This is a genomic window from Mesorhizobium sp. WSM4815, from assembly GCF_055811575.1.
Genome location: NZ_JBVVQS010000086.1, coordinates 25,347 through 48,757, shown reverse-complemented (window position 1 = coordinate 48,757; position 23,411 = coordinate 25,347). Strand labels below are relative to the sequence as shown.

The following is a 23,411-nucleotide window of genomic DNA, read 5'->3' as shown; positions in this document are numbered from 1 at the left end:
AAATCGGTGTTGCGGGCGCTTGGTCCGCAACACCTCGTCGCAACCGCCAGGCAGGTTTTGGGATGTAATCGATGCAGCATACCGCAACCATCAGTCGCTTGAAGGCCGCCGGCGCCCCGCCACGGCTGTCGGGCTTCGCAAATTGGGCGGACCGCCACTTCAAATGGCTGCTGGTGGCGCCAGCAGTACTGCTGATCCTGGCGCTCTCGGTCTATCCGCTGCTGTTCTCGCTGGTCGTGTCTTTCATCAACTATGATTTCCAGGTGCCGGGCCACGCCTTTGTCGGATTGAAGAATTTCGAGCGCGTCGTCTTCGATCCCGTCGCGCGCTGGTCGCTTTTGCTGACAGCGTGGCTGTCGGGGATTAGCGTCGCTATCGAATTCGTTCTCGGACTTCTCGTGGCGCTGACCATGGTTCGCAGCTTTCCGGGCCGCGGCGTGATCATGTCGATCCTGATCGTGCCGCTGTTCATCAGCCCGGTCATCGTCGGCCAGGCCTGGACGCTGCTGCTGCAGCGGCCTTTCGGGCCGACCAACTACATCTTGACGCAACTTCTGGGGCAGGAGGTGACGATCGGCTGGATGACCGAATCGCCATGGCTCTATGTTTCGCTGATCATCGCCGATGTCTGGCAGTGGACACCGTTCATGTTCGTCATCCTGCTCGCCGGGCTTACCGCCATTCCGCCGAACCTTTACGAGGCGGCGGAACTCGACGGGGTCAATGCCTGGCAAGCGTTCTGGGCGATAACCCTGCCGCATCTTGCGCCAATGATGCTGCTGGCGCTGACCTTTCGGCTGCTCGATGCAATCCGCATGTTCGATACTATTTTCATCATGACCGGCGGCGGGCCAGGCACGCGGACCTACACAGCTTCCTACTATCTCTACACGGTCGGCTTCACCCAATTCCATCTGTCGCAGGCGACCGCCGGAAGCTGGTTGTTCCTGATCTTCACCGCGCTCGTGGTAATGCTGCTGGTGCGACGGCTTTTGAAGACGGAGCCGGTCTGATGGCGGCCGTCGCGCCTGTCCGTCGCCCGAAACGCCGGTCGATACCGGTCGGCCGCATCCTGCTGCTCGGCTTCTTCCTGGTCTTCGTGTTGTGGCCGCTCTACTGGATGTTCAACACCTCGATCAAGCCGAGCGACGACTATCTCACCGTGCCGCCCGTCTGGTTCCCAACCGCACCCACCCTTGTCCACTATGAAGCTGCGCTGTTCGCCTATCGCGGCCTCGACGGGCTGATCAACAGCCTGATCATCTCGCTGTCGGCAACGGTGCTCTCGGCCCTGTTCGGCACGCTGATGGCCTACAGCCTGGCGCGCTACAACACCGGCGGCCAGCATCTGTCGTTCTGGGTGCTGTCGCAGCGCTTCCTGCCGCCCATCGGCATCGTGCTGCCGGTGTTCCTGATCTACCGCGGCGTTGGCCTCTACGACACGCATATCGGCCTGATCATCGCCTATACGGTGTTCACGCTGCCGGTGTCGGTATGGATGATGTTCGCTTATTTCCGCGGCATGCCGAAATCGATGGAGGAGGCGGCCCTTGTCGACGGCTGCACGCGGTGGGAGGCGTTCTGGCGCGTCGCAGTGCCGCTCGCCGCGCCAGGCATCGTCGCGGCGGCGGTCTTCGCCTTCATCGCCTGCTGGACGGAGTTCTTCTTCGCGCTGATTCTGACCAGCCGCACTGCTTTCACGCTGCCAACGGTGTTTCGCGCCTTCATCGGTTTCCAGGGCGCGCAATATGGCGAGGCGGCAGCCCTGGCCATCGTCTCCCTCGTACCGTCGATCGCGCTGGGAGTACTTGCCCAACGACATCTCGTGCGCGGGCTCACGCTCGGCGCTGTTCGCGGATAGAAAGGGTCGGCATGGCCGAAGTCAGGATCACCGGCTTGCACAAGCGCTACGGCGCCTTCCATGCCGTGCGCGGCATAGACCTGGACATTCGCGACGGCGAGTTCACCGTGCTGGTCGGCCCGTCCGGCTGTGGCAAGAGTACGCTGCTGAGGACCATTGCAGGGCTGGAGGAGAGTTCGGAAGGCACGATCGAGATCGGCGGCGAAGTGGTCAACGATTTCCGACCGCGCGACCGTGACGTGGCGATGGTGTTCCAGGACTATGCGCTTTATCCCCACATGAACGTGGCGAAAAACATTGGCTTCGGCCTAAAGGCGCGAAAAATGCCGAAATCGGAGGTGGAGACGCGCGTCGCCGAGGCGGCGCGCATGCTTGGCATCACCCCGCTGCTCGGGCGCTTTCCGCGCCAATTGTCCGGCGGGCAGCGCCAGCGGGTCGCCATCGGCCGCGCCATTGTCCGCAGCCCGCGCATTTTCCTGTTCGACGAGCCGCTGTCCAACCTCGACGCGCAGCTTCGCGACGAGATGCGCGGCGAGATCAAGCGCCTTCACCAGGACATTGCGACAACGATGATCTACGTCACCCATGACCAGATCGAAGCGATGACTCTGGCTGACCGCATCGTGCTGATGCGCGACGGAATGATCGAGCAGCAGGGCGCGCCGCTCGAGCTGTTCGAGCGCCCCGCCTCGACCTTCGTCGCTGGCTTTCTCGGTTCGCCGCGGATGAGCTTCCTGCCGGGCACGCTGAAGTTGGACGGCAGCGCTGCCGCCATCCGGCTCTCCGAGGCGCTGCTTCCGGTCGCCCCCGGCCGGAGCCTGAATGGCGCCATTGACGGACAGGCGGTGCTGCTTGGACTGCGGCCAGAACATCTGACGCGCGCGCATGCTGCGACACCTGCGCAGGGCACGTTTCGCTACGACGCAACGATCGACCTGCTGCAGCCGACCGGCTCGCGCAGCTATGCGACCTTCCGCCTGGCCGGCGCGCCGGTGATGGCGGAACTGCAGGCGCACGACGTCAGTCGTCCCGGCGAGAGACTGCCGATCGACATCAACATGAACCGGGCCTCGATTTTCGACGCCAAGACCGAGAGAGCGATTTGACCACGGCAGCACCTCGAGCAATCCGCTTGTGTGGGACCGAACAGGTCGATCCGCAGTTGCGGACACTGCGCGCGGGACCCTTGTCGGTCGAGTTTGACAATGGGGCGATACGCTATGTGCGGATCGGCGGGGTCGAGGTTCTGCGCGCGATTTCATTTCTCGTACGGGACGAGAACTGGGGAACCGAGACGCCCGTTCTCGATGACCTTCAGATCGATGAAAAGCCGGATGCGTTCAGCGTCGCCTATCGTGGAACATGCGCGGGTGCGTGCGGTCGGCTGGTCTACCAGGCGCGGATCGCAGGCGGGAGCGACGGTGCGATGTCGTTTGTGGTGGAGGCAGAGCCCGAAACTGACGTATTGACCAACAGAACCGGCTTCGTCGTGCTGCATCCGATCGAGGGTTTGGCCGGCAAGCCGGTAAAGGTGCTGCACGAGGACGGCCGCGAAAAACTCTCGCTTTTTCCGGACACCATCGATCCTAGGTGTCCGTTCACCGACATTCGCGCGCTTTCGCACGAGATCGTGCCTGGAATCTGGGCCACATGCACCATGGAAGGTGACGCCTTTGAGATGGAGGATCAGCGCAATTGGTCCGACGCCTCCTACAAAACCTATGTCCGTCCCCTGCGTCGCCCGTGGCCCTACAGATTGCCGAAAGGCGAGAAATTCACGCAGGCCGTCCGACTTCAGCTGTTGGGAACGCTCCCTGCCGGGTCTTCCAAAAACCCCGATCCATCCATCAACCTGACGATTGGCAGAGCCATCGGTCGAGTGCCCCGCATTGGCATCGGCGTCGCTGCCGACGAGGCGAAGCACGCGTTTGAAGTCGCCGAGCTCATTCGACCATTGGCTCCGCAGTGGGTGGTCTGCCAAGTCGATCTCCGGTTCGGGCACGGCCAGGATGAACTTGAAGGTTACACCGCCCTGGCACAGTTGACCGGCGCTGGCGTCGTACTTGAGATCATCACCAAGGGCACGCTCGATCCTTTCGGCGAATTGGCGCCTCTCGCGGATGCTGTCCAAAGCCTTCGCCTCAATCCAGAAGCTGTCTCCGTCTTTCCGGCGCAGGACATGAAGTCGGTGCAGCCGGGAGCACCGTGGCCGGCGATGCCCACCTTCGAGCAAAACTACGCCGCCGCCCGCCGGGCTTTCCCCGGGGTGCCGCTGGGCGGCGGCATGGCCGCATACTTCACCGAGCTAAACCGCAAGCGTCCGCCAACCGGAGCGCTCGACTACGCAACCTTCACCACCTGTCCAAACGTGCATGCTGCAGATGATGTCTCCGTAATGGAGACGCTTCAGGCTATCCCCCATCTGATCCGCTCTACCCGTGCTTTCATGGGCGACCGCTTGCCCCTGCGTATAGGTCCCAGTCAGCTAGGCTGCCGCGAGAACCCCTACGGCAAGTCCACTGCGCCGAATGAAGCGAACGGTCGCGTCTGTCTGAGCCGCATCGATCCTCGGCAGCGCGGCCTGTTCAATGCGGCTTGGACAGTCGGATATTTCGCGGCCTGCGCGCACGAGGGAATCGAGGCCGTCGCATTCGGCGACTTCACCGGCCCGTGCGGATACGTCTACAGGAAGGCCGATTTCGTGCAGCCGTGGTTTGACGAACAGGATGGCCGAATGGTGTATCCCGCTTTCCATGTCATGGCAGGCCTCTCAAAACTCAGTGGGGCCACCCTGCTGTCCGTGGCAACTTCCGGAGCTGACACCATCGCGGAGATCGCGGCCGAAAAAGACGGGCGCACGACGCTGTGGCTCTCGAATCTTACTGCCAAAAAGCAATCAGTGCAGCTTTCGGATACGCCGAACAGCGCCCGCATTGCTCTTCTTGCTGCCGACCAGTTCGAGCGGGCGGCAGCCGATCCGAACTTCATGGAAAGTCCCGGAAGACGGTTGGATGACCAATTCATCTCTCTTGACGCCTACGCCGTGGCGCGAGTCGATCTCCACCGTTCGTCTTCGACATAGCCCGGTGGACGGTAGATTGGTGGGGTTGATGTAGCGGAGAACAGAGTCAACGTCCGCTCTTGCGTTCAGTGTCGGATGCCCGTTATGGCGCTCTTTGCTAGGTCCCGCCGACCAGTTCAAGCAGCAAGGTTCTCGGCAATTGGCGGCAGCCAGTCTGATTTGAGTTTGAGCCCAATCTTCGAAACGCTGCCCTCAAAATTTTGAATGGCGCCAGCGCCCCGGGGCATGCGGCGGGAGCACCTTCGCGCCACGCCACGCGGTTCAACGCCCCGAGGGGATAATAGCGTCACACTTGTTACTCCCACTGGTCGTTTTCCGGTGCCAAACTATTTTAGGCCCAACAACCAGCGATGAGCAGCGAATGAGCCGTGCTTCAGCGACGCGGGAATTCGCCCAGATCAGGAGGAAGCCATGACTTCAGCAGCCAAGAGCGAACGGAAAAGTGGACAGACTGCCATGCGCACGCCACCGGTGGTGTCGCCGCAGGAGTGGGAAGCGGCCCACGAGCAGCTGCTCGTGAAGGAAAAGGCCCAGACCCGCGCCCGTGACGCGCTGGCCGCCGAGCGGCGGCGGATGCCGTGGATGGTGGTGGAGAAGAATTATGCGTTCGAGGGGCCTGACGGGAAGGTGAGCCTGCTCGACCTGTTCGATGGTCGGCGTCAGCTGATCGTCTACCGCGCCTTCTTCGAGCCGGGAGTGTTTGGCTGGCCCGACCATGCCTGCCGCGGCTGCTCCATGGTGGCCGACCAGGTCGCCCACCTCGCCCATCTGAACGCCCGTGACACCACTCTCGTCTTTGTCTCGCGTGCGCCGCAGGCGGATATCGCGCGGTTGAAGGCGCGGATGGGCTGGGAGATACCATGGTTCACCCTCACCGACAGCTTCGACGCCGATTTCGGCGTCGACGAGTGGCACGGCCACAACGTGTTCATCCGCGACGGCGACCGCGTGTTCCGCACCTACTTCATCAACAACCGCGGCGACGAGCAGATGGGCGGCACCTGGAACTATCTCGACATCACGCCGCTGGGCCGGCAGGAGGTCTGGGAGGACTCGCCCGAAGGCTATCCCCAGACCCCAGCCTACAAATGGTGGAACTGGCACGACAGCTACGCCGCGGATCCGGCAGCCGACAAGAAGTGGGCCGAGGTGTCGGAGGCCGGAGAGGCGGCGTTCCGGGAGGCGAGCACGAAGCAATGAGCCAGACCTGATCCGCTGAGATCGACGGCGGCGGCGTCGAAACGCAGGAATCCTCTTCCCAGCGGCGCTGGCGCGGCGGCTCATGAGCGATCCCTGCGCTGTTGCCGTGTTGTTCCCCCAACCGGACAACCTCGGAGGGCGTCCGGCGGTAGTGCTGGATCAAGTCAATTGATCACGGCCGATTCACGCTGTTCGTCAGCCCATTGACGTACATGACCAGGTTCAGCGGATCGAACCTGAGGCCGTGGAACTTGGCCGCGAATCGCCCGCCGCGGTCGATCACGTGCGTCACCAAGCCATGCATCTGCTGGCCGCCTTCGAGCGGATCGAAACGGACGTTGTATTGCTCGGACAGCTTGCGCGTCGCATCCTCCGCCTGCCCTTCGCGGGTGGTCAGGAAGGTCCAGTTGCGCGGGTCGAGCCCGTGCGCTTCGCCGTATCCCTTCATGACCTCGGGCGTGTCTGACTTCGGGTCTGTCGTCACCGTCAGGAACTGCACCAGGTCCTTCATGGGCGTTTCGTTGACCATCGCCTGGACGCGGGCGATCAGGTCGGAGTGCAGCGGGCAGACGTCGGTGCAACTCGCGAACACGAAATTGAGTACAACGACCTTGTCGGCGAAGTCCGAGAGGCGGACCGGATTGCCTTCGTCGTCGGCCAGATCGAATCCCGGCGCTGCGGGAGCGTCGATCGCCTGGAAATACTTCTCCTCGCTGCCCATAAGCCTGTCGAGATCGGCGCCCGGATGATGGGCAAATGCGGGAAGCGCGAGGACAGACGTGACGGCCATCGCGGCGAGAAGTGTTTTTCTGTTCATCTCCGTTCTCCGGTTTGGTCGAGTTCTCGTACGATGATCCCTTCGAAGAAGGAAACCATCTCGGGGGTGTCCCATTCGGCGGGTCCGGCGAGCCGCGCGAGCTCGTTTCCGTCGGGGCCGATCAGAAGCGTGGCTGGCAGGCCGAACAGTCCCAACGCGCGGATCGCAGTCCCGTCCTGGTCGATGAAGACGGGGAGTTTGACCCCGATCTCGTCGAAGAACTTCCGGACTGCGCCGGCTCCCGCTCGGTCCACCGAAAGGGCGACGACATCGAATCCCTCGCCGCCCAGCCGCCCCTGAAGGCGGTTGAGCGTGGGCATTTCGGCCCGGCAGGGCGCACACCAGGTCGCCCAGACGTTGAGCAGCACCATCTTGCCGCGCCAATCTTCGAGAGATTGCGGCTCTCCCGCCTCGTCGGCGAGGATGAGCTCGGGCAAGGGCTGCGGCTCCTCGTGCAGCGGCATCACTGTCGGTTCCTGCGCGTGCGCGTTGCCCACGGCCACAACGACGGCAAGTATCAGCGTCGACAGGATCGTCTTCACTGCGTCTTCTCCTGCTCGCGGCGGCTCATCTCCGACTGGTAGGCGCGCTCCCGCTCCGGCCATGTGCTCTTGATGAAGGCGAGAACGGCGCGGATCTCCTCGTCGCTCAAAATGTCCTCGAATCCCGGCATGGTCGCTAGCGTACCCGTTGCCCACCACGGCGGCTGGACCCTCTTTGGTGATCCGGAACAGCACCCCGTCCGGGTGGTGCCAGGTGTGCCCGGACGCATCGTGCGGCGGGGCGGGCATGCGTCCCGAGGGAAGCTGCCTCTTCCAGTCAGGCTGGCCTTCGAGGCTGGCCCCGTGGCAGGAGGCGCAGTTCGCGGAATAGAGCTGCCGTCCCCGCGCAATTGCCGCGGCCTCGCTTGCTCCGAACGACCAGATCAAAGCGAGGGCGGCAACTCCCAAGAGCGCCGCGAAGCCGAGGACAACAGCCTGCCTGCTCATTTGCGGCCGCTGAAGAACAGGTACTTCACCAAGGTCGCGACCGCGAGAACGAGCGCAACTGCGAGCAGGAGCCAGCCCACACCCATGCCCAGCATCATGCCGCCCATGCCTTCCATCATTCCGCGGTCCATCGTTGTCGGCTCCTTTTCCGCGTCTCGTTGCAGGCCTATTCCCGCGCGTATACGCCGCCCACGCTGCCAGACTTGGTGATCTCCAGCATCTCGAACGGCGCTTCCTTGGTGCCGCTCATTCCCGGCGAGCCCATTGGCATGCCGGGCAGCGTCACGCCATTGATGTCGGGCCGCTCCGTGAGCAGCTTCTTGACCGTGCCGACGGGGACGTGGCCGCTGACGACGTAGCCATCCACGAATGACAGGTGGCAGCCCTGGAATTCGTCCGCGATGCCTGCCTCGCGGCTCATCTCGGCGAGGTCGTGGGTGGCCTTGCTGGTGACGGTGAAGCCGTTCTCCCGCAGGTACTCGGCATAGCCTTCGCAGCAGCCGCACTGCGGGTTCTTGTAGAGACTGACGTCCTTCTCGCCCGCGAGCGCCGGGACGGCAGCCCAGACGAAGGAAGCGAGGGCGACGGCATTCAGGATAGTACGCATTTTCGGTTCTCCTTTTGAGGGATTGGTCAGGCGACGCGGAAGACGCCCATCATCCCGGCGGCCTGGTGTTCGAGTATGTGGCAATGGAGCATCCAGTCGCCCGGATTGTCGGCAACGAGGGCGATCTCCACCCGCTCGCGCGGAGACATGAGCACCGTGTCCTGCCACTCGCGGTGCTTGCTCGGCTTGCCGTTCCGGGAGATCACCCGGAAGGAATGGCCGTGCAGGTGGATCGGATGATGCCAGGCCGTCGCGTTGGTCATCGCGATGGCATGGCTCTTGTCCCGCGCAAGCGTCAGCATCGGGTCCATGACGTGCCCTTCCGCCGCGATGCCGTTGATGAACCAGATGCCGCCGGAGTGCATCATGTTCATCATGCCGCCCATGCTGCCCATCATGCCGCCAACGGCGCCGGGGAAATGCTTGCGCGTGTCGCCCATGCTGCCGCCCATCTCCTGCATGACCATGGCTCCCATCATGCCGCCGTTGAAGGTGACCTCGTGCCGGACGGCCGATGCAAGGTCCGGCTCCGGCAGCGGGTTGGGCGGGAGGGCGACAGGCCAGTCGGGAGCCGCCTGCCTGAGCGGATTACCGGCATAGGCTAGGTCGACCAGGCGGTATTCGAGGCCCTCGTAGAAGCGGTCGATCACGGAAACCCGGCTTCCGGCGTCAGCCGTCATGTCGAGGATGAGGTCGGCGCGCATCGCGGGCCCCAGCACGACCAGTCCGCCTTCTGGCGCATGCGGCTCCACTGGCTGCCCGTCCAGCGCAATGACGGCAGGCTGATGGTTCCCGAAGTCGAGGCCGAAAATGCGGGCGTTGGCGGCGTTGATCAGCCGCAGCCGGATGCGTTCTCCCTTTCGCACCTGAAAGACATCCGGCACGCGGCCATTGATCGTGACCGTGTTTCCGACCCGGCCGTTGTGCATCATGTCATGGCGGTTGCCGAAGTCTTCCCGCATCTCGGCGGTTTTGGTCAGCCGCCAGTCGGACAGCACCCATGTGACTTCGCGGTCGACCCGGATGGGATCGGCTTCCTCCACGATCAGCGGGCCGTAGAGGCCTCTGCCGACCTGCTCGAAACTGCGATGGTGCGGATGGTACCAGAAGGTGCCTGCGTCGACGGCATCGAACTCGTAGGCAAAGGTCTCGCCGGGCCAGATCGGCGCCTGCGTGAGGTGCGGCACGCCGTCCATCGCGTTCGGGACTCGCAAACCGTGCCAGTGCACCGTCGTCTCTTCGTTGAGTTTGTTCTCGACCGCCACCCGCAGGCGTTCTCCCTGGCGGATGCGAATTTCCGGACCGGGCAGGCTGCCGTCATAGCACCAGATGGGGGTATCGCCATGCGGCTCTGGCGCGATCTGGGCGCGTCCCGGTCCGGCGCGGATCCGGAACTCGCGAAGGCCTGCGGCGTCGGATCGCGGTGGAAGCACCACGCCCGCCGAAACGGCGGCGGCCGATGCGAGGAAGGTTCGACGCGTCAGCGCCGGCACACGTGGATAGGGCATTGGATCAACCATTCCGGAATAGGATTTTTTGACGCGCGGACGTAGCCGGGCGCGTCGACGGGTCGGTCGCGAGCGGATGCCGCGGCCGTGTCAGCTCAGGAAGGTGGTTCGGGGAGGATAGGGCTCAGGCGGACCGGTGCGGCCGTCGGACGGTTCGCCGGGAGGCAAGGATACGATACCGGCGAAATGCGGCAGCTCGGCCGCGGCAGGCGTGCAGATCGCGACAAGCGAGGTAACGCAGAACTGGTCGCATGCCGACGTCTGGCCGTCATCGCCGGGACAGTCCTGGCAGTCGGGCATGTCGCCGTCCATCTCAGCCATCGACATCTTCAGGGACATGTCCGTCAAAGCCGCGGCATGCGCCGCCGTGCCGAGGGCGAAGGCCGCGAGGAAGAAGACTGCGAGGATGCGGACGAACCTGCTCATTGGGTAGACAGTAGTCCTGGCTCTGCGCCGTGTCCAGATTCGGTCGCAGGTGAACCATGACCGCCGCAAACGGATGCCGACGGGAGGCGATTTGTTGCAGGCTGCCTTGGAATGTCTGACTAGGTTCCGGAAATTGTCTGGCGTGAGATTATGACCGCCTTTGGTGCCATTGCGCTGGCTTCTGGACCGCGGCGGCATTAAGCGGTTCCGAGTAGCCTAAGACGCGAAGTCCGCTAGTTATGATTCTAGAGTGGCCGGCCGGCGCGGATCATGGAGCGTGCAATTGCGAGCTGCGCCCCGACCTCGGCGTTTCCTTTTGCGGGAGCCGCGCCGCCTTCACTGAGTTGGAAGCGGCTGTGGAAGGGCCTCCAGCATGCCGGCGAGGCGGCCAAGGAGATGAAGAAGCGGCCGACGATGCAGTGGGTTAAGCCGGGTTCACTAGCGTCACGCACCGCTGTCACGGCAAGAACAATTCGCACTCCGAGTTCCTTGTGTCGTCAGGCAGTTATCCATCCGGCCCTAGGCTCAAAACCCAACGGAAGATCAGTTGACTTTGGGCCGCAACGGCTCATCCTTGACTTGTTGGCCTACCTTTCCGACCAACTTTTGACAGGGAGGAAGCAATGGAAGCCGTCAATCGTAGATCCACACTTGCACTCGGTCTTACAGTGGCCGCAACGCCACTGATCGCTTGGGCGACCCCAGCCGCCGCACAGACTTACGGCCCCGATGAGGGCAAGGAGGTCGGCCCCGGTGTCAGAGTTGTAGCGCTTGGTGAGCGGGCTTCGGTCATACCAGCTTATAAAACGGTCATGCTACGCGATGTTGTAATCCAACCCGGGGCGAAGACGCCGGACAACGTGATGAAGAATGACATGCTCTGCCACCTGACCGAGGGAGAACTTTCTGTCGTTCAGAACGAGAAAAAGTTCACCGTCAAGAAGGGCGATGTTTGGACCTGCGCCAAAGCAGATACGACCGAAGGCACCCAGAACACGAGCAGTGCCGTCGCAATCATGCGGGTCATCGATTTGATGCCCGCATGAAGTAAGCGATGGGTGGAAGTGTGGCTATGGCTGCCCTAAAAGAGAAACCCGAGCGCCTATCTGTCGTGGTGGGGGCACATCCAGCGACGGGCCGCCTTCCATCCCGGCCATTGTCGATCACCGGCTGATTGAGTTTTGACCCTAGTCCCCCGACAGCTGCTTGATCTGTTTCCTGATTTCCTTGGATCGCCACGCGAAACGATGGCGATGATCGCCAGTAGTTCGGCCAGTTCGCGGCGGCGGCGCAACCGGCGAACAGCAGATCTCCCCGCGTCCAGCCTGCTCCCAGCATGCAGTCGACGATCGCCTGAAAGCTTGGCTCCATCGCCTCCTGGCAGTCGATCTCACGGTCGGGATAGTCGCCCTGTCCTTCTCGCTCGGTTCCGCCTCGCCGATGTCGAGCTGCGGTATTTGGGCGACAGCTATCGGGAGCGGCTTCGATAGGAGAGACCCCAGCAATTGGATGCACGCATTCGGCTGGGACAAAGCCGCTGGAAGCGGCGACGATCGCTTGCAGGGCTCAGATCGCTCCGCCGCCATTCATGCCGACTTGACGATCGACAATGTGCGTTTGTAGGTGGCCGGTTTGGTGCGGAAATTCGCGGCGGGAGCAGGTCGGCCGACGTGAAAGCCCTGGATCTTATCGATGTCGAAGTCGCGGATAAGGGCCAGCTGCTCGTCGGTTTCCACCCCCTCGACCAGGATTTTATGGCCGCGATTTCGCACCAGGGCAATAATGTCCTGCAGCATGGCCTTGCCCCTTGGGGTGCCGCAGTCATGCAGGAACGAGCGGTCGATCTTCACCGTATCGAAATCGATGAGACGAAGCCATGAGAGGCCCGCGAAGCCCGTCCCGAAGTCGTCAAGCCATACCCTGACGCCCAGCAGCGTCAGGTCGCTGATGCAGCGCAGAATGTCGGAGTGCATCTCCATCTCCAGCCCTTCGGTGATTTCGAGGGCCAGCCTGCTGCCGGCGACGCCGGTCTCGCTCAAAATCGTCGCAACCGAAGCTGCGAAGCCGGGCGTCTTGAGCTGAATTGGAGAGACGTTGACGCTGACGACACGGACGTGATCGTCCGCCAGGAGTTCAGTGCACACTGTCCTTATGGCCCAGCGCCCGAGTTCCAGGACCGCGCCGGTTCGTTCCGCAACAGGAATGAACAGACTCGGCGGAACCGATGTGCCGTCCAGCATTTTGAGGCGCATCAGAGCCTCGACGGCTTCAACCCGGCCAGACGCCACATTCTGGATGGGCTGATAGACGAGTGAAACGAGATCCTGGCCGATCGCGATCTTCAGCAAAGCCGCAATATTCTCGCTCTCGTCGCTGCTCTGGGGATCGTTTGGATCGAACAGCCAGGTACAATTGCGACCGCCTGCTTTTGCCAGATAGAGCGCACGATCAGCCTCGTGGATGATCTTCTCCAGCTTGGCGCCGGTCTGCGGCCTGGTGAAGGCAGCACCAACGCTCACCGTCACCACCGAGGTGCCGTCCCTGCGCTGCTGGTGGGGAAGCGCGAGGTTCTCCACCGTGCTTCGAATGGCTTCCGCGAGACCTGCAACCTGTTCCTTTTTCTCCATGCGAGCCAGGACGATGAATTCTTCCCCGCCGTAGCGGCCGATTGAGCCATTGTGGTGCTTGATCATTTCGGCAAGGGCATTGGCGACAAGTATCAGGCAGCGGTCGCCTTCCTGATGTCCGTAGTAGTCGTTGAACCTTTTGAAGAAGTCCACGTCGATGAGTATCGCCACAAAACCGCTGCCATGCCTTTGCCAGTCGCTCCAGTAGTCGCGCAGCTTCTCGTCAATCGCCCGCCGGTTCTCCAGGCCCGTAAGCGGATCGGTTCTCGACAGACTCAACAGCGCCTGTCCGCGCTCGGTGGCTTCCTTGTGCTGGATTTTGGCTTCGAGGGCGTTGAGGAAGACGTTGTAACGTTCCTCGTTCAGCTTCCAGTTAACGTAAGATGTAAATGTGAAGCATGATATGTAGAAAGTTCCAAATACCATCTTGTATGCTAATGCGGAAGGCACAAAGTAGTTTACAATATACAGTATTATTAGAATTATACTTGAAGTCACGATAGACAGGCTGAATTTAAACGTGAAAAATAGATTTGCGCTCATCATAAAGATGGTGCCGAAGACCATGTAATAAGAGACGCTTTCCTTGTCCGCGCCCATAACCGCTGGGGACAACCAACCAACATAGCCAAAGATGATGGCAGCGGCGCAAGTCACGTCAATCCATTCCGTGGCGACCCCCCGGCGAAGTTGTGCTTCCAGGGTCAACAGCGCCGTCACTCCGACCGCGAAGCGGGCCGTGATCGTATAGAGTGCGACATCCGGTATCAGCAGCAGATCCGTTGCCGAAAACAGCAGGTAGATGGTAACGGCGATCCAAAGCCCCGGCCTGGCGTCCATTCTTCGCTTCGCCTGGCCTTCCTCTCGGTAGAGTTTGCGGAGCTCGTCGGACCGCGGCTCGTAGCGCCGCTCAAGCGGTTCCGCATGGGCCATATCGGCCAATGCGGATGACGCATATTCGTTCGTCACCCTAAGCCCCATTTGAACCGGGCTTTGCATGCCGAACTCATTTCTAGCTTCTGCCCCCACGCCGGCCGACTCCTCAGGCGCGACAGCGAATTGCGGCGCCTCGCAAGCAATATGCAGTCGCGCATATAGGTTTGCGTTAACTCGTATCGGGAATCTGACCCGCAAGGCGTCCAAAAAACCAGCATGGTTGGCGGGAATTTAACGACACCGCTAAAATGCCGGAGATGTGTCTTGGCAAAGATAAAATTTTAGGCAATATCTAACTATATCTAGTTAAATGTAATTATGGAGTTCTGCGGTGGCAACCATCCTCGATGGCAAAAGTCTGATTACTGCCGAGATGATCGCCGCCAGTCTCCCTCGAAGAAAGCTCGAGCCTCATAGCGAAGCGTTCGAAACCGCCCGCGTCGAGCTTGCACTCATTCTCCACATCACGCACCAGCAGATCGAGCAGCAGAAGGACCCCGCGGAGGTCATTCGCCGTCTGATGTCGCATCTCGAAGCAATGCGTATCAAGGTTCATCCGGACGTTTGGCAAGCATTGATACCGGTGGTGCGGAACCACCCGGTCCTGGAGTACTTTCTTGAGGATCCGCTCACGCGGTGGTCCCACGACAAGCCCAGAGGTTATTCCGGCGACGCACAGTTGCTCGACTACATTTATTGTGATCCGCACGTGGCGGAGAGCGTGGCAAACGCCTCGGAGGTCGGCAAGGCGCTCTACAGGCATACCAAGGATGTGCCGTCGTGCGTCGCGGCGCGCGAACGACGCGATCTTTTGACCCGATATGTCGATGATATTGCGACCAGGAATGGACCGCAAACCGAGGTCCTGGCGATCGCGGCCGGCCATTTGAGGGAGGCCAATCGCTCGTCCGCCTTACAGGAGGGCCGTCTCAAGCGCTGGGTTGCGCTCGATCAGGATCCTCAGAGCGTTGGATTGATCACGCGCGACTTTCACGGCAGCGCGGTAGAGGCCATCGACGGCTCGGTGCGAACCATGCTCACGAGGGGCCACAAGCTTGGCAAGTTCGACTTCATCTATGCCTCCGGCCTTTACGACTACCTTGCGCACAACGTCGCCGTGAAGCTCACGAAAACCTGCCTGCAGATGTTGAAGCCGAACGGGACATTCCTCTTCGCGAACTATGCCGAGGGCAACCCTGACGCCGGCTACCGGGAGACGTTCATGAACTGGGTGTTGCTGCTGCGGTCGGAGGCCGATATGTGGAACATCATCAATGCCAGCGTCGACCGAAACACCGTCGAGGCGCAGGTGTTCTTTGGCGAGAACCGCAACGTCCTCTACGGCGTCATCGAAAAGCGCGGATAGCGACCGCCTGGGCTGCAAGCTTGTCGGCGGTTGACGCAGCCAGTCCGATCGCGATTTGACCTAACCTTCGAACGCCGCCCTTAACGTCTCGAATGGCGCCAGCGCGCCGCGCACCTGGACGACGGCGGCGGCGACGCGATGCGCGTGCAGCACCGCCACGGTCGGGGCATGGCCGGCAAGCCGGGCGGCGAGATAGGCGCCATTGAAGGAATCGCCGGCGCCGGTGGTGTCGACCGGGGCGGCGACATGTACGGCCGGAACGGGTTGCGCGATCCCGTTTGCGGCGATCAGCGCCGGCTCCTCGCCGTTCTTGACGACGACTTCGCCGACCAGCTTTCCCAGCCGTTCCGCGGTTTTTTGCGGCGCTGCGTCGCCGAACAGCATCTGCTCGTCGGGAAAGGTCGGCAGCGCGATGTCGGTGACTGCCAGCGCATCGAGGATCGCGGTCTGTGCATCCTCGCGCCGGCGCCACAGCCGCGGCCGATAATTGGGATCGAAGGCGACAAGCGAGCCGTCGGCGCGCGCCTTGGCCACCGCCGCCAAAAGTGTCTTGCGCGCGGCGTCGCCCAGGATTGCCAAAGTGATTCCGGAAAAGTAAACAAGCGCCTGATTTTCAAGGCTTTTCGCCAAAGCGACCGCGTCGGAGGCAAGCTGCCTCGCGGCGGCGTCGCCGCGCCAGTAGGTGAAGGAGCGTTCGGCGCCAGTCAGCGTGATTGCATAAAGGCCGGGCCGGGCGCCTGGTATAATCGGGCTGGCGCCGATGCCGATGCCGTTTCGCGCGAAGAAATCGATCTGGTCGCGCGAGAACGGGTCGTCGCCGAAGGCCGACACATAGGTCGCCGGCCGGTCACCGCTCAGCGCATGCAGCGCCCACAGCGTATTGAATGTGTCGCCGGCAAAGCCCATGCGCCAGTTCGGACCGGCCTGGCCTGAAAGCTCGAGCATGCATTCACCGATCGATGCGACGCCGTTTCCTGCCATGTATCTCTCCTGGTGCATGTCGCCCACAGCTTGCGCGGCGGTTTTGGGATAACGACATGCACAAAACCAAAGACCGGTGCTGTAGCTTTTTGCGGGCGCCAGCGCCATGCTTGGCGGCAGCGGATTTTTGCGCCGGCGGCGTTTTCTCAGCTGCGCGACGGGACGCGATCCGCTCAGTGAGACGTTATTTCTGGAAGAGGAACAGGTTTGGCATCGTTATGGCGCTACGTTCTGGCAGGTGTTGGTCTGGCTGCCTTGCTGGCCGGCGTTCTCGGCGCCGTCTATCTGACCGCGCCGCAAGCGCCTCGGCTCGCCGGCTCCGAGATTGCCCGGTCGAAAGAGACGGCGAACGGCCTGTTTGTAGCCAGTTTCGAGCCGGAGCGGGGCGTTATCCGTCAAGGCGAGCTGCAATCCTGGCTGCTGACCCTGAAGACAAATGCGGGCACCCCGGTGGAGGGCGCTGCGATCTCGATATCCGGCGGCATGCCGCAGCACAGGCACGGTCTGCCGACCAGCCCGCACGCGACCGATTATCTGGGCGATGGCCGCTATCGCATCGGCGGGGTGAAATTCACAATGAGCGGATTGTGGCAATTGCATTTCGCCATTTCCGCGGCGGCCGGATCCGACACGGTGGTCTTCAATGTGCTGCTCTGAGCGCTGGAGCAAGATGAACCGCTTTTCGCGACTTTTCGCGCTGCTGGCGATGGCTGTGCTTGCCGGCTGCGGCAAGCCTGAGTTTTCCGATGCCGAAAAGAAGACCATCGCCTCGCTGGCGCTGTCAGCCCTGCCGCCGCTGAAAGCCGACACCACAAACCGCTTCGCCGACGTGCCGGCCGCCGCCGCGCTCGGCGCGACGCTGTTTTTCGACGCCGGGATGAGCGGCGACGGCAAGGTTTCCTGCTCGACCTGCCACAAGATCGACCGGCAGTTCCAGGACGATCTGCCGCGAGCGGTCGGTGTCGGCCGCACCAACCGGCGCACCATGCCGCTGGCCGGCGTTGCGCATGACGGATGGTTCTTCTGGGACGGGCGGCGCGACAGTCTCTGGGCGCAGGCGCTGGCGCCGCTGGAAAATCCGCTGGAGCAGGCCGGCAACCGCGCCGCCTACGCGCATTATATCAAGGCGCGATTCGGCGAGCGCTACGAGCGCATCTTCCGACCGCTGCCCGACCTTTCAAATGTGCCGGCCAATGCCAGTCCGCTCGGCAGCGATGCCGAGAAGGCTGCCTGGAATGCCATGTCCGATGCGCAAGCCGAGGACGTCAACCGCGTCTTCGCCAATATCGGCAAGGCGATCGCCGCCTTCGAGCGATCGATCGCGCCGCCGCAGACGCGCTTCGACCGGTTCGCCGCCGCTTTGGATACCGGTATACAGGCACCGCAAGGCGACGATGCCTTGTCGCCCGAAGAAATCCTCGGGCTAAAGCTGTTCATCGGCAAGGCCAATTGCGTGACCTGCCATACCGGGCCGCGTTTTACGGACGGCGGTTTTCACAATACCGGCGTGCCGTCGGTGGCGAATCTGCCGCCGGATCGCGGCCGCATAGATGCGGTACGCCAAGTCGAGGCCGATCCGTTCAACTGTTTCGGCGCGTTTCGCGATGGCGACGCCAGCGCCTGCGGCGAGCTGCGTTTCATGGTCAAGGCCGGGCCGGAACTCGTGCGCGCCTACAAGACGCCGTCGCTGCGCGGCGCCGCCACCCGTCCGCCCTACATGCATGCCGGGCAGTTTTCCTCGCTCGAGGAGGTGGTGGCGCATTATTCGAAGGCGCCGGCAAGCGTCGAGGGTGTATCCGAGATCCACCCGCTGCAGCTTTCGGACCGCGAGCGCGCGGCGCTGGTGGCGTTCTTGAAGACGCTGGCGGAGTGAAGCCGGGTTTGTCTGCGACAAGAGCGGACCACTGTCTTGGGCCGCCCAGTGATGTAGCGCCCATTGTTGACACGATGCAGGGCCGCTGATCATGATAGCCTAGGCGCAAAGTGCGATACCTCAGGCTGTGGGAGGATAAAAATGCAGCCACTTGTCATCGACGCAAAGCCTCAACCTGTTTCAATTGACCCCGCCAAGACTGCAGTTCTCGTCGTGGACATGCAGAATGACTTCGGCTCGAAAGGCGGGATGTTCGACAGAGCCGGCATCGATATCTCCGGGATTCAACGGGCTGTCGGCCCTACTGCAAGCGTAATAGCGGCCGCTCGCAAATTGAGACTGCCCGTCATTTATCTGAAGATGGGGTATCATTCCGACCTTTCGGATCTCGGGACATCGGATGCCCCCAATCGTCTCCGACATCTCCAGATCTTTGGGGTCGGTGAGAACATGACAGCGCCGGATGGCAGCGAGAGCCGGATTCTGATCCGCGACACCTGGGGAACGGATATCGTCAGCGGCCTAAAGCCGGAGGCGGGGGATGTTGTCCTCTACAAAACCCGGTTCAGCGGCTTCTACGAGACCGAACTCGATGCTGTTCTGAAGACCGCAGGCATCAAACAGCTCATCGTGACAGGATGCACGACCAGCGTGTGTGTGGAATCGACAATTCGGGACGCCTTTTTCAGGGACTATCACTGCATCCTGCTGACGGATTGCACGAGCGAGCCCATCGCGTTGGACTCCCCAAGGAGCAACCATGACGCCTCGATTACGCTCATGCAGATACTCTTTGGATGGACATCGACGTCCGACGATTTCCTGAGGGCAATCGAGGGGCAAATTCAGGAGCGTCTTGAACGAGCCGGATGAACTGACGAGCTCATTGGGCGCCTACCGGTCCTTCACCGTCTCCATCGCCACGAAGGTCGAGGTCTGGGCGACGTGGGGCAGGGCGGAGATGCGCTCGCCGAGCACGCGGCGGTAGGCGGCGATGTCGGTGGTGCGGACTTTCAGCAGATAATCGAAGCTCGACGCCATCATGTGGCATTGCTCGATCTCCGGCACCGCCTGCACTGCGCGGTTGAAGGCGTCGAGCGCGGCCGAGCGGGTGTCCGACAGTTTCACCTGGACGAAGGCGACATGGCCTTCGCCCATGCGCTCACGGTCGACGATCGCCTGGTAGCCTCGGATGATGCCGTCCTTTTCCAGCCGCTTGACCCGCGCCTGCACCGGCGTCTTCGACAGGCCGACCTTTGCCGCGAGTTCCGACATCGAAAGCCGGCCGTCGCTGCCCAGCGCCGACAGGATGTTCCTGTCGATGCGGTCCAATTGGTCTTCTGTCATCAAATATCTGGTCAAATTGGAGGAAATTTGGCCGAATGATAGATCAATCGACCTATCCTGTCGATTTCTTTGGACCGATCGAAACTACACTTTGTGCTAGCTTGCGTCATTCGGTCCGGTGACCGCCGGACCGCTCACTGATGCTCGCTCCACAGGACCGTCATGCCAGCGCTCGAACCCATCCGCCAGCAGATCCGTGCCAATTACTTGCCTGACGAAGACGAGGCCGTGAAGCGGCTGGCCGAGGCGACAGGGCTTTCGGCGAAAGAGCGCAAAGCAATCTCGGCCCGCGCCGCCGATCTGGTGCGGGCGGTGCGCGGCTCGTCCGATCCGCGGCTGATGGAAGTTTTTCTGTCCGCTTACGGCCTGTCCACCAAGGAGGGCGTCGCGCTGATGTGCCTGGCCGAAGCGCTGCTGCGGGTGCCGGACACCGAGACGATGGACGACCTCATCGCCGACAAGATCGCGCCGCATGACTGGTCGGCGCATTCGGGCGGCTCGAGCTCGATCTTCGTCAATGCGTCGACCTGGGCGCTGATGCTGACCGGCCGGGTGCTCGACGAAGGCGAGGACGGCGTCGAAGGCACGCTGCGCGCCATGGTGCGCCGGCTGGGCGAGCCGGTCATCCGCAGGGCGGTCGCCGCCGCCATGCGCGAAATGGGCGAGCAGTTCGTGCTCGGCCGCACTATTGCCGAGGCCGTCAAGCGCGGCCGGCCGATGACCCAGAAAGGCTATCTCTATTCCTTTGACATGCTGGGCGAGGCGGCCCGCACCGAGGCCGACGCACTGCGCTATCTCAAGGCCTATGCCGACGCCATCTCGTCGCTCGATGCCGGCGCCAACGGCCCCGACATCCGCCAGAATCACGGCATCTCGGTCAAGCTGTCGGCGCTGCATCCGCGCTATGAGGCGACGCAGAAAGAAAAAATGCTGCCTGTGATGGCCGAGCGGCTTTTGTCGCTGGCGCTGGCGGCGCGCCATTCGCGCATGGGCCTCAACATCGACGCCGAGGAGGCCGACCGCCTCGACCTGTCGCTCGAAATCATCGAGCGGGTGCTGGCCGAGCCGGAGCTTGCCGGCTGGAACGGCTTTGGCGTCGTCGTCCAGGCCTACGGTCCGCGCGCCGCCTTCGTCATCGACTGGCTCTATGCGCTGGCGAAGAAGCACGACCGCACCATCATGGTGCGGCTGGTCAAGGGCGCTTATTGGGACACCGAGATCAAGCGGGCGCAGGCGCTCGGGCTCGACGGCTATCCGGTCTTCACCCGCAAGGCCAACACCGACGTCTCCTATCTGGCCTGCGCGAAAAAGCTGCTGTCGATGACCGACCGCATCTATCCGCAATTCGCCACCCACAACGCCCACACCGTCGCCGCCGTCCTGTCGATGGCCGGCGATCGCGACTCCTTCGAATTCCAGCGCCTGCACGGCATGGGCGAGGCACTGCACGAGACGGTGCGGCGGGCCGAGGGCACGCGCTGCCGCATCTACGCGCCGGTCGGCGCGCATTCCGACCTGCTTGCCTATCTGGTCCGCCGGCTGCTCGAAAACGGCGCCAACTCCTCCTTCGTCCACCAACTCACCGACGAGGAGGTCGAGCCGGAGGATATTGCCCGCGACCCGCTTGAAACCGTCGAGAAACAGACGCCGGCCGCCAATCCGGCGATCCCCCGCCCGTCGGCGATCTTCGGTGCTGCCCGCCGCAATTCGAAGGGGTTCGACATCACCGATCCGGTGACGCTGGCCGCGACCGACAAGGCCAGGGCTGAATTCGCCGGGCCGGACCGCTGGCACGCCAGGCCGATCACCCGTGCCACCGGCTACGGCAATCAGCGTCCGGTGGTCAATCCGGCAAAGCCCGAGGAAGTGGTCGGCACGGTCAGCGAGGCCACCGCCAAGCAGGTTGCGACCGCCATGCGCATCGCGGTGGAGGCGCAACCGGCTTGGGCGAAGCGCGCCGTCGCCGAGCGCGCCGCCATCCTCAACCGCGCGGCCGACCTCTATGAGGCCAACGCCATCGAATTCTTCGCGCTCGCCACACGCGAGGCCGGCAAATCGCTGGCCGACGGCGTCGCCGAAGTGCGCGAGGCAGTCGATTTCCTGCGCTATTACGCGACCGAGGCGGCCAATGCCGAAACGGGAACCGAGGCGCGCGGCGTGATCGCGTGCATCTCGCCATGGAATTTTCCGCTCGCCATCTTCACCGGCCAGATTGCGGCAGCACTCGTCACCGGCAATTCGGTCATCGCCAAGCCGGCCGAGCAAACGCCGCTGATTGCCTTCCGCGCCGTCGAATTGCTGCGCGAAGCCGGTGTGCCGGAAGACGTCATCCAGCTTCTGCCCGGCGACGGTCCCTCGGTCGGCGGCCCGCTGACCGCCGACCCGCGCATTGCCGGCGTCTGCTTCACCGGCTCGACCGAGGTCGCCAAGCTGATCGAAAAGCAGCTGGCCGAGACCGCCGCGCCCGACGCCATGCTGATCGCCGAGACCGGCGGGTTGAATGCGATGATCGTCGATTCCACTGCGCTGCCCGAGCAGGCGGTGCGCGACATCCTGGCCTCGGCCTTCCAGAGCGCCGGCCAGCGCTGCTCGGCGCTGCGCGTGCTCTACGTGCAGAAGGACGTCGAGAAGAAGATGCTGGACATGCTGAAAGGCGCGATGGAAGCGCTCAGCCTCGGCGATCCCTGGCGGATCTCGACCGATGTCGGGCCAGTCATCGACGAGGAGGCACAAAAATCGATCCGCGACTATTGCACTGAGATGGGCCTGCAGGGCCGGCTGATCGCCAAGCTCGAAGCGCCGAAGGATGGCCGCTTCGTGGCGCCGCATGTCTTTCGGGTCAAGGGCATCGAGGACATCGAGCGCGAGGTGTTCGGGCCGGTGCTGCATGTCGCCAGCTTCGACGCCGACGATATCGACGGGGTCATCGCCGCGATCAACCGCAAGGGTTATGGCCTGACCTTCGGCCTGCACACCCGCATCGAAGGCCGCGCTCAGCATTTCGTCGACGGCATCCATGCCGGCAACATCTATGTCAACCGCAACCAGATCGGCGCCGTGGTCGGCTCGCAGCCGTTCGGCGGCGAAGGACTTTCCGGCACCGGACCGAAGGCCGGCGGGCCGCACTATCTCAGGCGGTTCCGCAAGGGGCCGCAGGCGGGCACGCCTGTTCTTGACGGCCGCAAAGTGACGGCGACCGAGCTCGCCGACAATCTGCCGGACCCGACGCTTGGCGGCTGGTCGACGCGGGCGGATCGCGTTGCCGTGCTGAGGAAGCATTTGCGCGGCAAGGGTGCCGCGGCCATCGGTGCCGCCGCCAGCATCGATTTCGGCCAGGTCGATTTGCCCGGGCCGACCGGCGAGGCCAACACGCTGTCGCTGTCGCCGCGCGGCCGCGCGCTGTGCCTCGGACCGGACGCCGACACGCTGCTTGCCCAGACCATCCAGGCGCTCGCCGCCGGCAATGCGGTGCTGGCCGTCGCGCCGGGTGCGCCGGCAGCACTCTCACCACTGACCGGCAAGGGCCTGCCGCTGGCGGCCATCGACGGCCGGCCCGACCCGGTCGAGGCACGCGCGCTTCGTGTCGACGTCGTTGCCTTTTCCGGCACGCCTGAGGCCGCTCGCATCGTGCGCAAGGTGATCGCCGACCGCGCCGGCCCGATCGTGCCGCTGGTCAGCGAAGTGCTCAACCCGGCCGCCTATGCGCATGAGCGCGCCGTCTGCGTCGACACCACGGCCGCCGGCGGCAATGCCAGCCTGCTGGCCGCGGCGTAGGGTCGGCCGGGGCTTTC

At 63.0% G+C, this 23,411-nt stretch carries 21 protein-coding genes and 1 pseudogene; 11 read left to right on the top strand and 11 right to left on the bottom strand.

Translation table 11 applies throughout. The features are described 5' to 3' along the window. Positions 1-71: 71 nt before the first annotated feature. The 5 genes from AC0L2B_RS09820 (at position 72) to AC0L2B_RS09800 (ending at position 6,143) form a co-directional block, all read left to right on the top strand. Positions 72-1,013, top strand: a complete 942-nt coding sequence (locus AC0L2B_RS09820) for a carbohydrate ABC transporter permease (protein WP_287242094.1) — start codon at positions 72-74, stop codon at positions 1,011-1,013. Next, complete coding sequence (locus AC0L2B_RS09815) at positions 1,013-1,861, top strand: carbohydrate ABC transporter permease (protein WP_128246859.1); 849 nt, start codon at positions 1,013-1,015, stop codon at positions 1,859-1,861. The genes AC0L2B_RS09820 and AC0L2B_RS09815 overlap by 1 nt, the downstream gene beginning before the upstream one ends. 11 nt (positions 1,862-1,872) lie before the next feature. Beyond that, the gene (locus AC0L2B_RS09810) at positions 1,873-2,967 is read left to right on the top strand and encodes an ABC transporter ATP-binding protein (RefSeq protein WP_091598167.1); all 1,095 of its coding nucleotides are present in this window, start codon (positions 1,873-1,875) and stop codon (positions 2,965-2,967) included. Beyond that, positions 2,964-4,943 carry a D-apionate lactonase family protein gene (locus tag AC0L2B_RS09805; RefSeq protein ID WP_473745135.1) on the top strand — a complete coding sequence of 660 codons (1,980 nt, stop codon included), beginning with the start codon at positions 2,964-2,966 and terminating at the stop codon, positions 4,941-4,943. Before AC0L2B_RS09810 ends, AC0L2B_RS09805 begins: the two co-directional genes overlap by 4 nt. A 411-nt stretch (positions 4,944-5,354) precedes the next feature. After that, entirely contained in the window at positions 5,355-6,143 is a 789-nt protein-coding gene (locus AC0L2B_RS09800) for a DUF899 domain-containing protein (RefSeq protein ID WP_473745134.1), read from the top strand. Between the two features lie 172 nt (positions 6,144-6,315). On the opposite strand, the gene AC0L2B_RS09795 is transcribed toward AC0L2B_RS09800, so the two are convergent. The 8 genes and pseudogenes from AC0L2B_RS09795 to AC0L2B_RS09760 form a co-directional block, all read right to left on the bottom strand. Next, entirely contained in the window at positions 6,316-6,960 is a 645-nt protein-coding gene (locus AC0L2B_RS09795) for an SCO family protein (protein WP_091598162.1), read from the bottom strand. Next, positions 6,957-7,502 (bottom strand): TlpA family protein disulfide reductase, encoded by a 546-nt coding sequence (locus AC0L2B_RS09790; RefSeq protein WP_473745212.1) that lies wholly within the window; start codon positions 7,500-7,502, stop codon positions 6,957-6,959. Before AC0L2B_RS09790 ends, AC0L2B_RS09795 begins: the two co-directional genes overlap by 4 nt. Next, positions 7,499-7,633 carry a c-type cytochrome gene (locus AC0L2B_RS09785; RefSeq protein ID WP_473745214.1) on the bottom strand — a complete coding sequence of 45 codons (135 nt, stop codon included), beginning with the start codon at positions 7,631-7,633 and terminating at the stop codon, positions 7,499-7,501. The genes AC0L2B_RS09790 and AC0L2B_RS09785 overlap by 4 nt, the downstream gene beginning before the upstream one ends. A gap of 175 nt (positions 7,634-7,808) precedes the next feature. Beyond that, positions 7,809-7,949, bottom strand: a pseudogene (locus AC0L2B_RS09780) (hypothetical protein); the annotation flags it as partial. Continuing rightward, complete coding sequence (locus AC0L2B_RS09775) at positions 7,946-8,080, bottom strand: hypothetical protein (RefSeq protein ID WP_473745133.1); 135 nt, start codon at positions 8,078-8,080, stop codon at positions 7,946-7,948. The pseudogene AC0L2B_RS09780 and the gene AC0L2B_RS09775, both read right to left, overlap by 4 nt. Positions 8,081-8,115: 35 nt before the next feature. After that, positions 8,116-8,556 (bottom strand): DUF411 domain-containing protein, encoded by a 441-nt coding sequence (locus AC0L2B_RS09770; protein ID WP_473745132.1) that lies wholly within the window; start codon positions 8,554-8,556, stop codon positions 8,116-8,118. A 26-nt stretch (positions 8,557-8,582) separates the two neighbouring features. Further along, the gene (locus AC0L2B_RS09765; protein WP_473745131.1) at positions 8,583-10,064 is read right to left on the bottom strand and encodes a multicopper oxidase family protein; all 1,482 of its coding nucleotides are present in this window, start codon (positions 10,062-10,064) and stop codon (positions 8,583-8,585) included. A 90-nt stretch (positions 10,065-10,154) separates the two neighbouring features. Continuing rightward, on the bottom strand, positions 10,155-10,490 hold the full coding sequence (locus tag AC0L2B_RS09760; RefSeq protein WP_473745130.1) for a hypothetical protein: 336 nt from the start codon (positions 10,488-10,490) through the stop codon (positions 10,155-10,157). A gap of 623 nt (positions 10,491-11,113) precedes the next feature. On the opposite strand from AC0L2B_RS09760, the gene AC0L2B_RS09755 reads away from it, so the two are divergent. Then, positions 11,114-11,536 carry a hypothetical protein gene (locus AC0L2B_RS09755; RefSeq protein ID WP_091598150.1) on the top strand — a complete coding sequence of 141 codons (423 nt, stop codon included), beginning with the start codon at positions 11,114-11,116 and terminating at the stop codon, positions 11,534-11,536. Positions 11,537-12,076: 540 nt separating this feature from the next. Here the strand turns inward: AC0L2B_RS09755 and AC0L2B_RS09750 are convergent. Next, positions 12,077-14,050, bottom strand: a complete 1,974-nt coding sequence (locus AC0L2B_RS09750; protein WP_473745211.1) for a putative bifunctional diguanylate cyclase/phosphodiesterase — start codon at positions 14,048-14,050, stop codon at positions 12,077-12,079. A gap of 334 nt (positions 14,051-14,384) precedes the next feature. Here AC0L2B_RS09750 and AC0L2B_RS09745 point away from each other — a divergent pair, with 334 nt between their 5' ends. Beyond that, entirely contained in the window at positions 14,385-15,419 is a 1,035-nt protein-coding gene (locus AC0L2B_RS09745; RefSeq protein ID WP_473745129.1) for a class I SAM-dependent methyltransferase, read from the top strand. A gap of 60 nt (positions 15,420-15,479) precedes the next feature. Here AC0L2B_RS09745 and AC0L2B_RS09740 read toward each other — a convergent pair whose 3' ends face one another. Then, positions 15,480-16,400, bottom strand: coding sequence for a sugar kinase (locus AC0L2B_RS09740; RefSeq protein WP_473745128.1), 921 nt, complete (start codon positions 16,398-16,400; stop codon positions 15,480-15,482). A gap of 207 nt (positions 16,401-16,607) precedes the next feature. Here AC0L2B_RS09740 and AC0L2B_RS09735 point away from each other — a divergent pair, with 207 nt between their 5' ends. From AC0L2B_RS09735 to AC0L2B_RS09725, 3 genes are all read left to right on the top strand, one after another. Continuing rightward, positions 16,608-17,057 (top strand): FixH family protein, encoded by a 450-nt coding sequence (locus AC0L2B_RS09735; protein ID WP_473745127.1) that lies wholly within the window; start codon positions 16,608-16,610, stop codon positions 17,055-17,057. Positions 17,058-17,070: 13 nt separating this feature from the next. Further along, a complete protein-coding gene (locus tag AC0L2B_RS09730) occupies positions 17,071-18,273 on the top strand; it encodes a cytochrome-c peroxidase (RefSeq protein ID WP_473745126.1) in 1,203 nt (400 codons plus the stop codon). Positions 18,274-18,414: 141 nt separating this feature from the next. Further along, on the top strand, positions 18,415-19,146 hold the full coding sequence (locus AC0L2B_RS09725) for a cysteine hydrolase family protein (RefSeq protein WP_473745125.1): 732 nt from the start codon (positions 18,415-18,417) through the stop codon (positions 19,144-19,146). Between the two features lie 21 nt (positions 19,147-19,167). On the opposite strand, the gene AC0L2B_RS09720 is transcribed toward AC0L2B_RS09725, so the two are convergent. Then, on the bottom strand, positions 19,168-19,620 hold the full coding sequence (locus tag AC0L2B_RS09720) for an Lrp/AsnC family transcriptional regulator (RefSeq protein WP_023803583.1): 453 nt from the start codon (positions 19,618-19,620) through the stop codon (positions 19,168-19,170). A gap of 162 nt (positions 19,621-19,782) precedes the next feature. On the opposite strand from AC0L2B_RS09720, the gene putA reads away from it, so the two are divergent. Next, positions 19,783-23,394, top strand: coding sequence for a bifunctional proline dehydrogenase/L-glutamate gamma-semialdehyde dehydrogenase PutA (gene putA / locus AC0L2B_RS09715; protein ID WP_473745124.1), 3,612 nt, complete (start codon positions 19,783-19,785; stop codon positions 23,392-23,394). The last annotated feature ends 17 nt before the right edge of the window (positions 23,395-23,411 follow it).

Excerpts from the sequence above, each read along its gene's own strand:
- AC0L2B_RS09820 (WP_287242094.1), top strand. The coding sequence starts at position 72 with ATGCAGCATACCGCAACCATCAGTCGCTTGAAGGCCGCCGGCGCCCCG.
- AC0L2B_RS09815 (WP_128246859.1), top strand. The coding sequence starts at position 1,013 with ATGGCGGCCGTCGCGCCTGTCCGTCGCCCGAAACGCCGGTCGATACCG.
- AC0L2B_RS09810 (WP_091598167.1), top strand. The coding sequence starts at position 1,873 with ATGGCCGAAGTCAGGATCACCGGCTTGCACAAGCGCTACGGCGCCTTC.
- AC0L2B_RS09800 (WP_473745134.1), top strand. The coding sequence starts at position 5,355 with ATGACTTCAGCAGCCAAGAGCGAACGGAAAAGTGGACAGACTGCCATG.
- AC0L2B_RS09795 (WP_091598162.1), bottom strand. The coding sequence starts at position 6,960 with ATGAACAGAAAAACACTTCTCGCCGCGATGGCCGTCACGTCTGTCCTC.
- AC0L2B_RS09785 (WP_473745214.1), bottom strand. The coding sequence starts at position 7,633 with ATGCCGGGATTCGAGGACATTTTGAGCGACGAGGAGATCCGCGCCGTT.
- AC0L2B_RS09775 (WP_473745133.1), bottom strand. The coding sequence starts at position 8,080 with ATGGACCGCGGAATGATGGAAGGCATGGGCGGCATGATGCTGGGCATG.
- AC0L2B_RS09770 (WP_473745132.1), bottom strand. The coding sequence starts at position 8,556 with ATGCGTACTATCCTGAATGCCGTCGCCCTCGCTTCCTTCGTCTGGGCT.
- AC0L2B_RS09765 (WP_473745131.1), bottom strand. The coding sequence starts at position 10,064 with ATGCCCTATCCACGTGTGCCGGCGCTGACGCGTCGAACCTTCCTCGCA.
- AC0L2B_RS09760 (WP_473745130.1), bottom strand. The coding sequence starts at position 10,490 with ATGAGCAGGTTCGTCCGCATCCTCGCAGTCTTCTTCCTCGCGGCCTTC.
- AC0L2B_RS09755 (WP_091598150.1), top strand. The coding sequence starts at position 11,114 with ATGGAAGCCGTCAATCGTAGATCCACACTTGCACTCGGTCTTACAGTG.
- AC0L2B_RS09750 (WP_473745211.1), bottom strand. The coding sequence starts at position 14,050 with ATGGCCCATGCGGAACCGCTTGAGCGGCGCTACGAGCCGCGGTCCGAC.
- AC0L2B_RS09740 (WP_473745128.1), bottom strand. The coding sequence starts at position 16,400 with ATGGCAGGAAACGGCGTCGCATCGATCGGTGAATGCATGCTCGAGCTT.
- AC0L2B_RS09730 (WP_473745126.1), top strand. The coding sequence starts at position 17,071 with ATGAACCGCTTTTCGCGACTTTTCGCGCTGCTGGCGATGGCTGTGCTT.
- AC0L2B_RS09725 (WP_473745125.1), top strand. The coding sequence starts at position 18,415 with ATGCAGCCACTTGTCATCGACGCAAAGCCTCAACCTGTTTCAATTGAC.
- AC0L2B_RS09720 (WP_023803583.1), bottom strand. The coding sequence starts at position 19,620 with ATGACAGAAGACCAATTGGACCGCATCGACAGGAACATCCTGTCGGCG.
- putA (WP_473745124.1), top strand. The coding sequence starts at position 19,783 with ATGCCAGCGCTCGAACCCATCCGCCAGCAGATCCGTGCCAATTACTTG.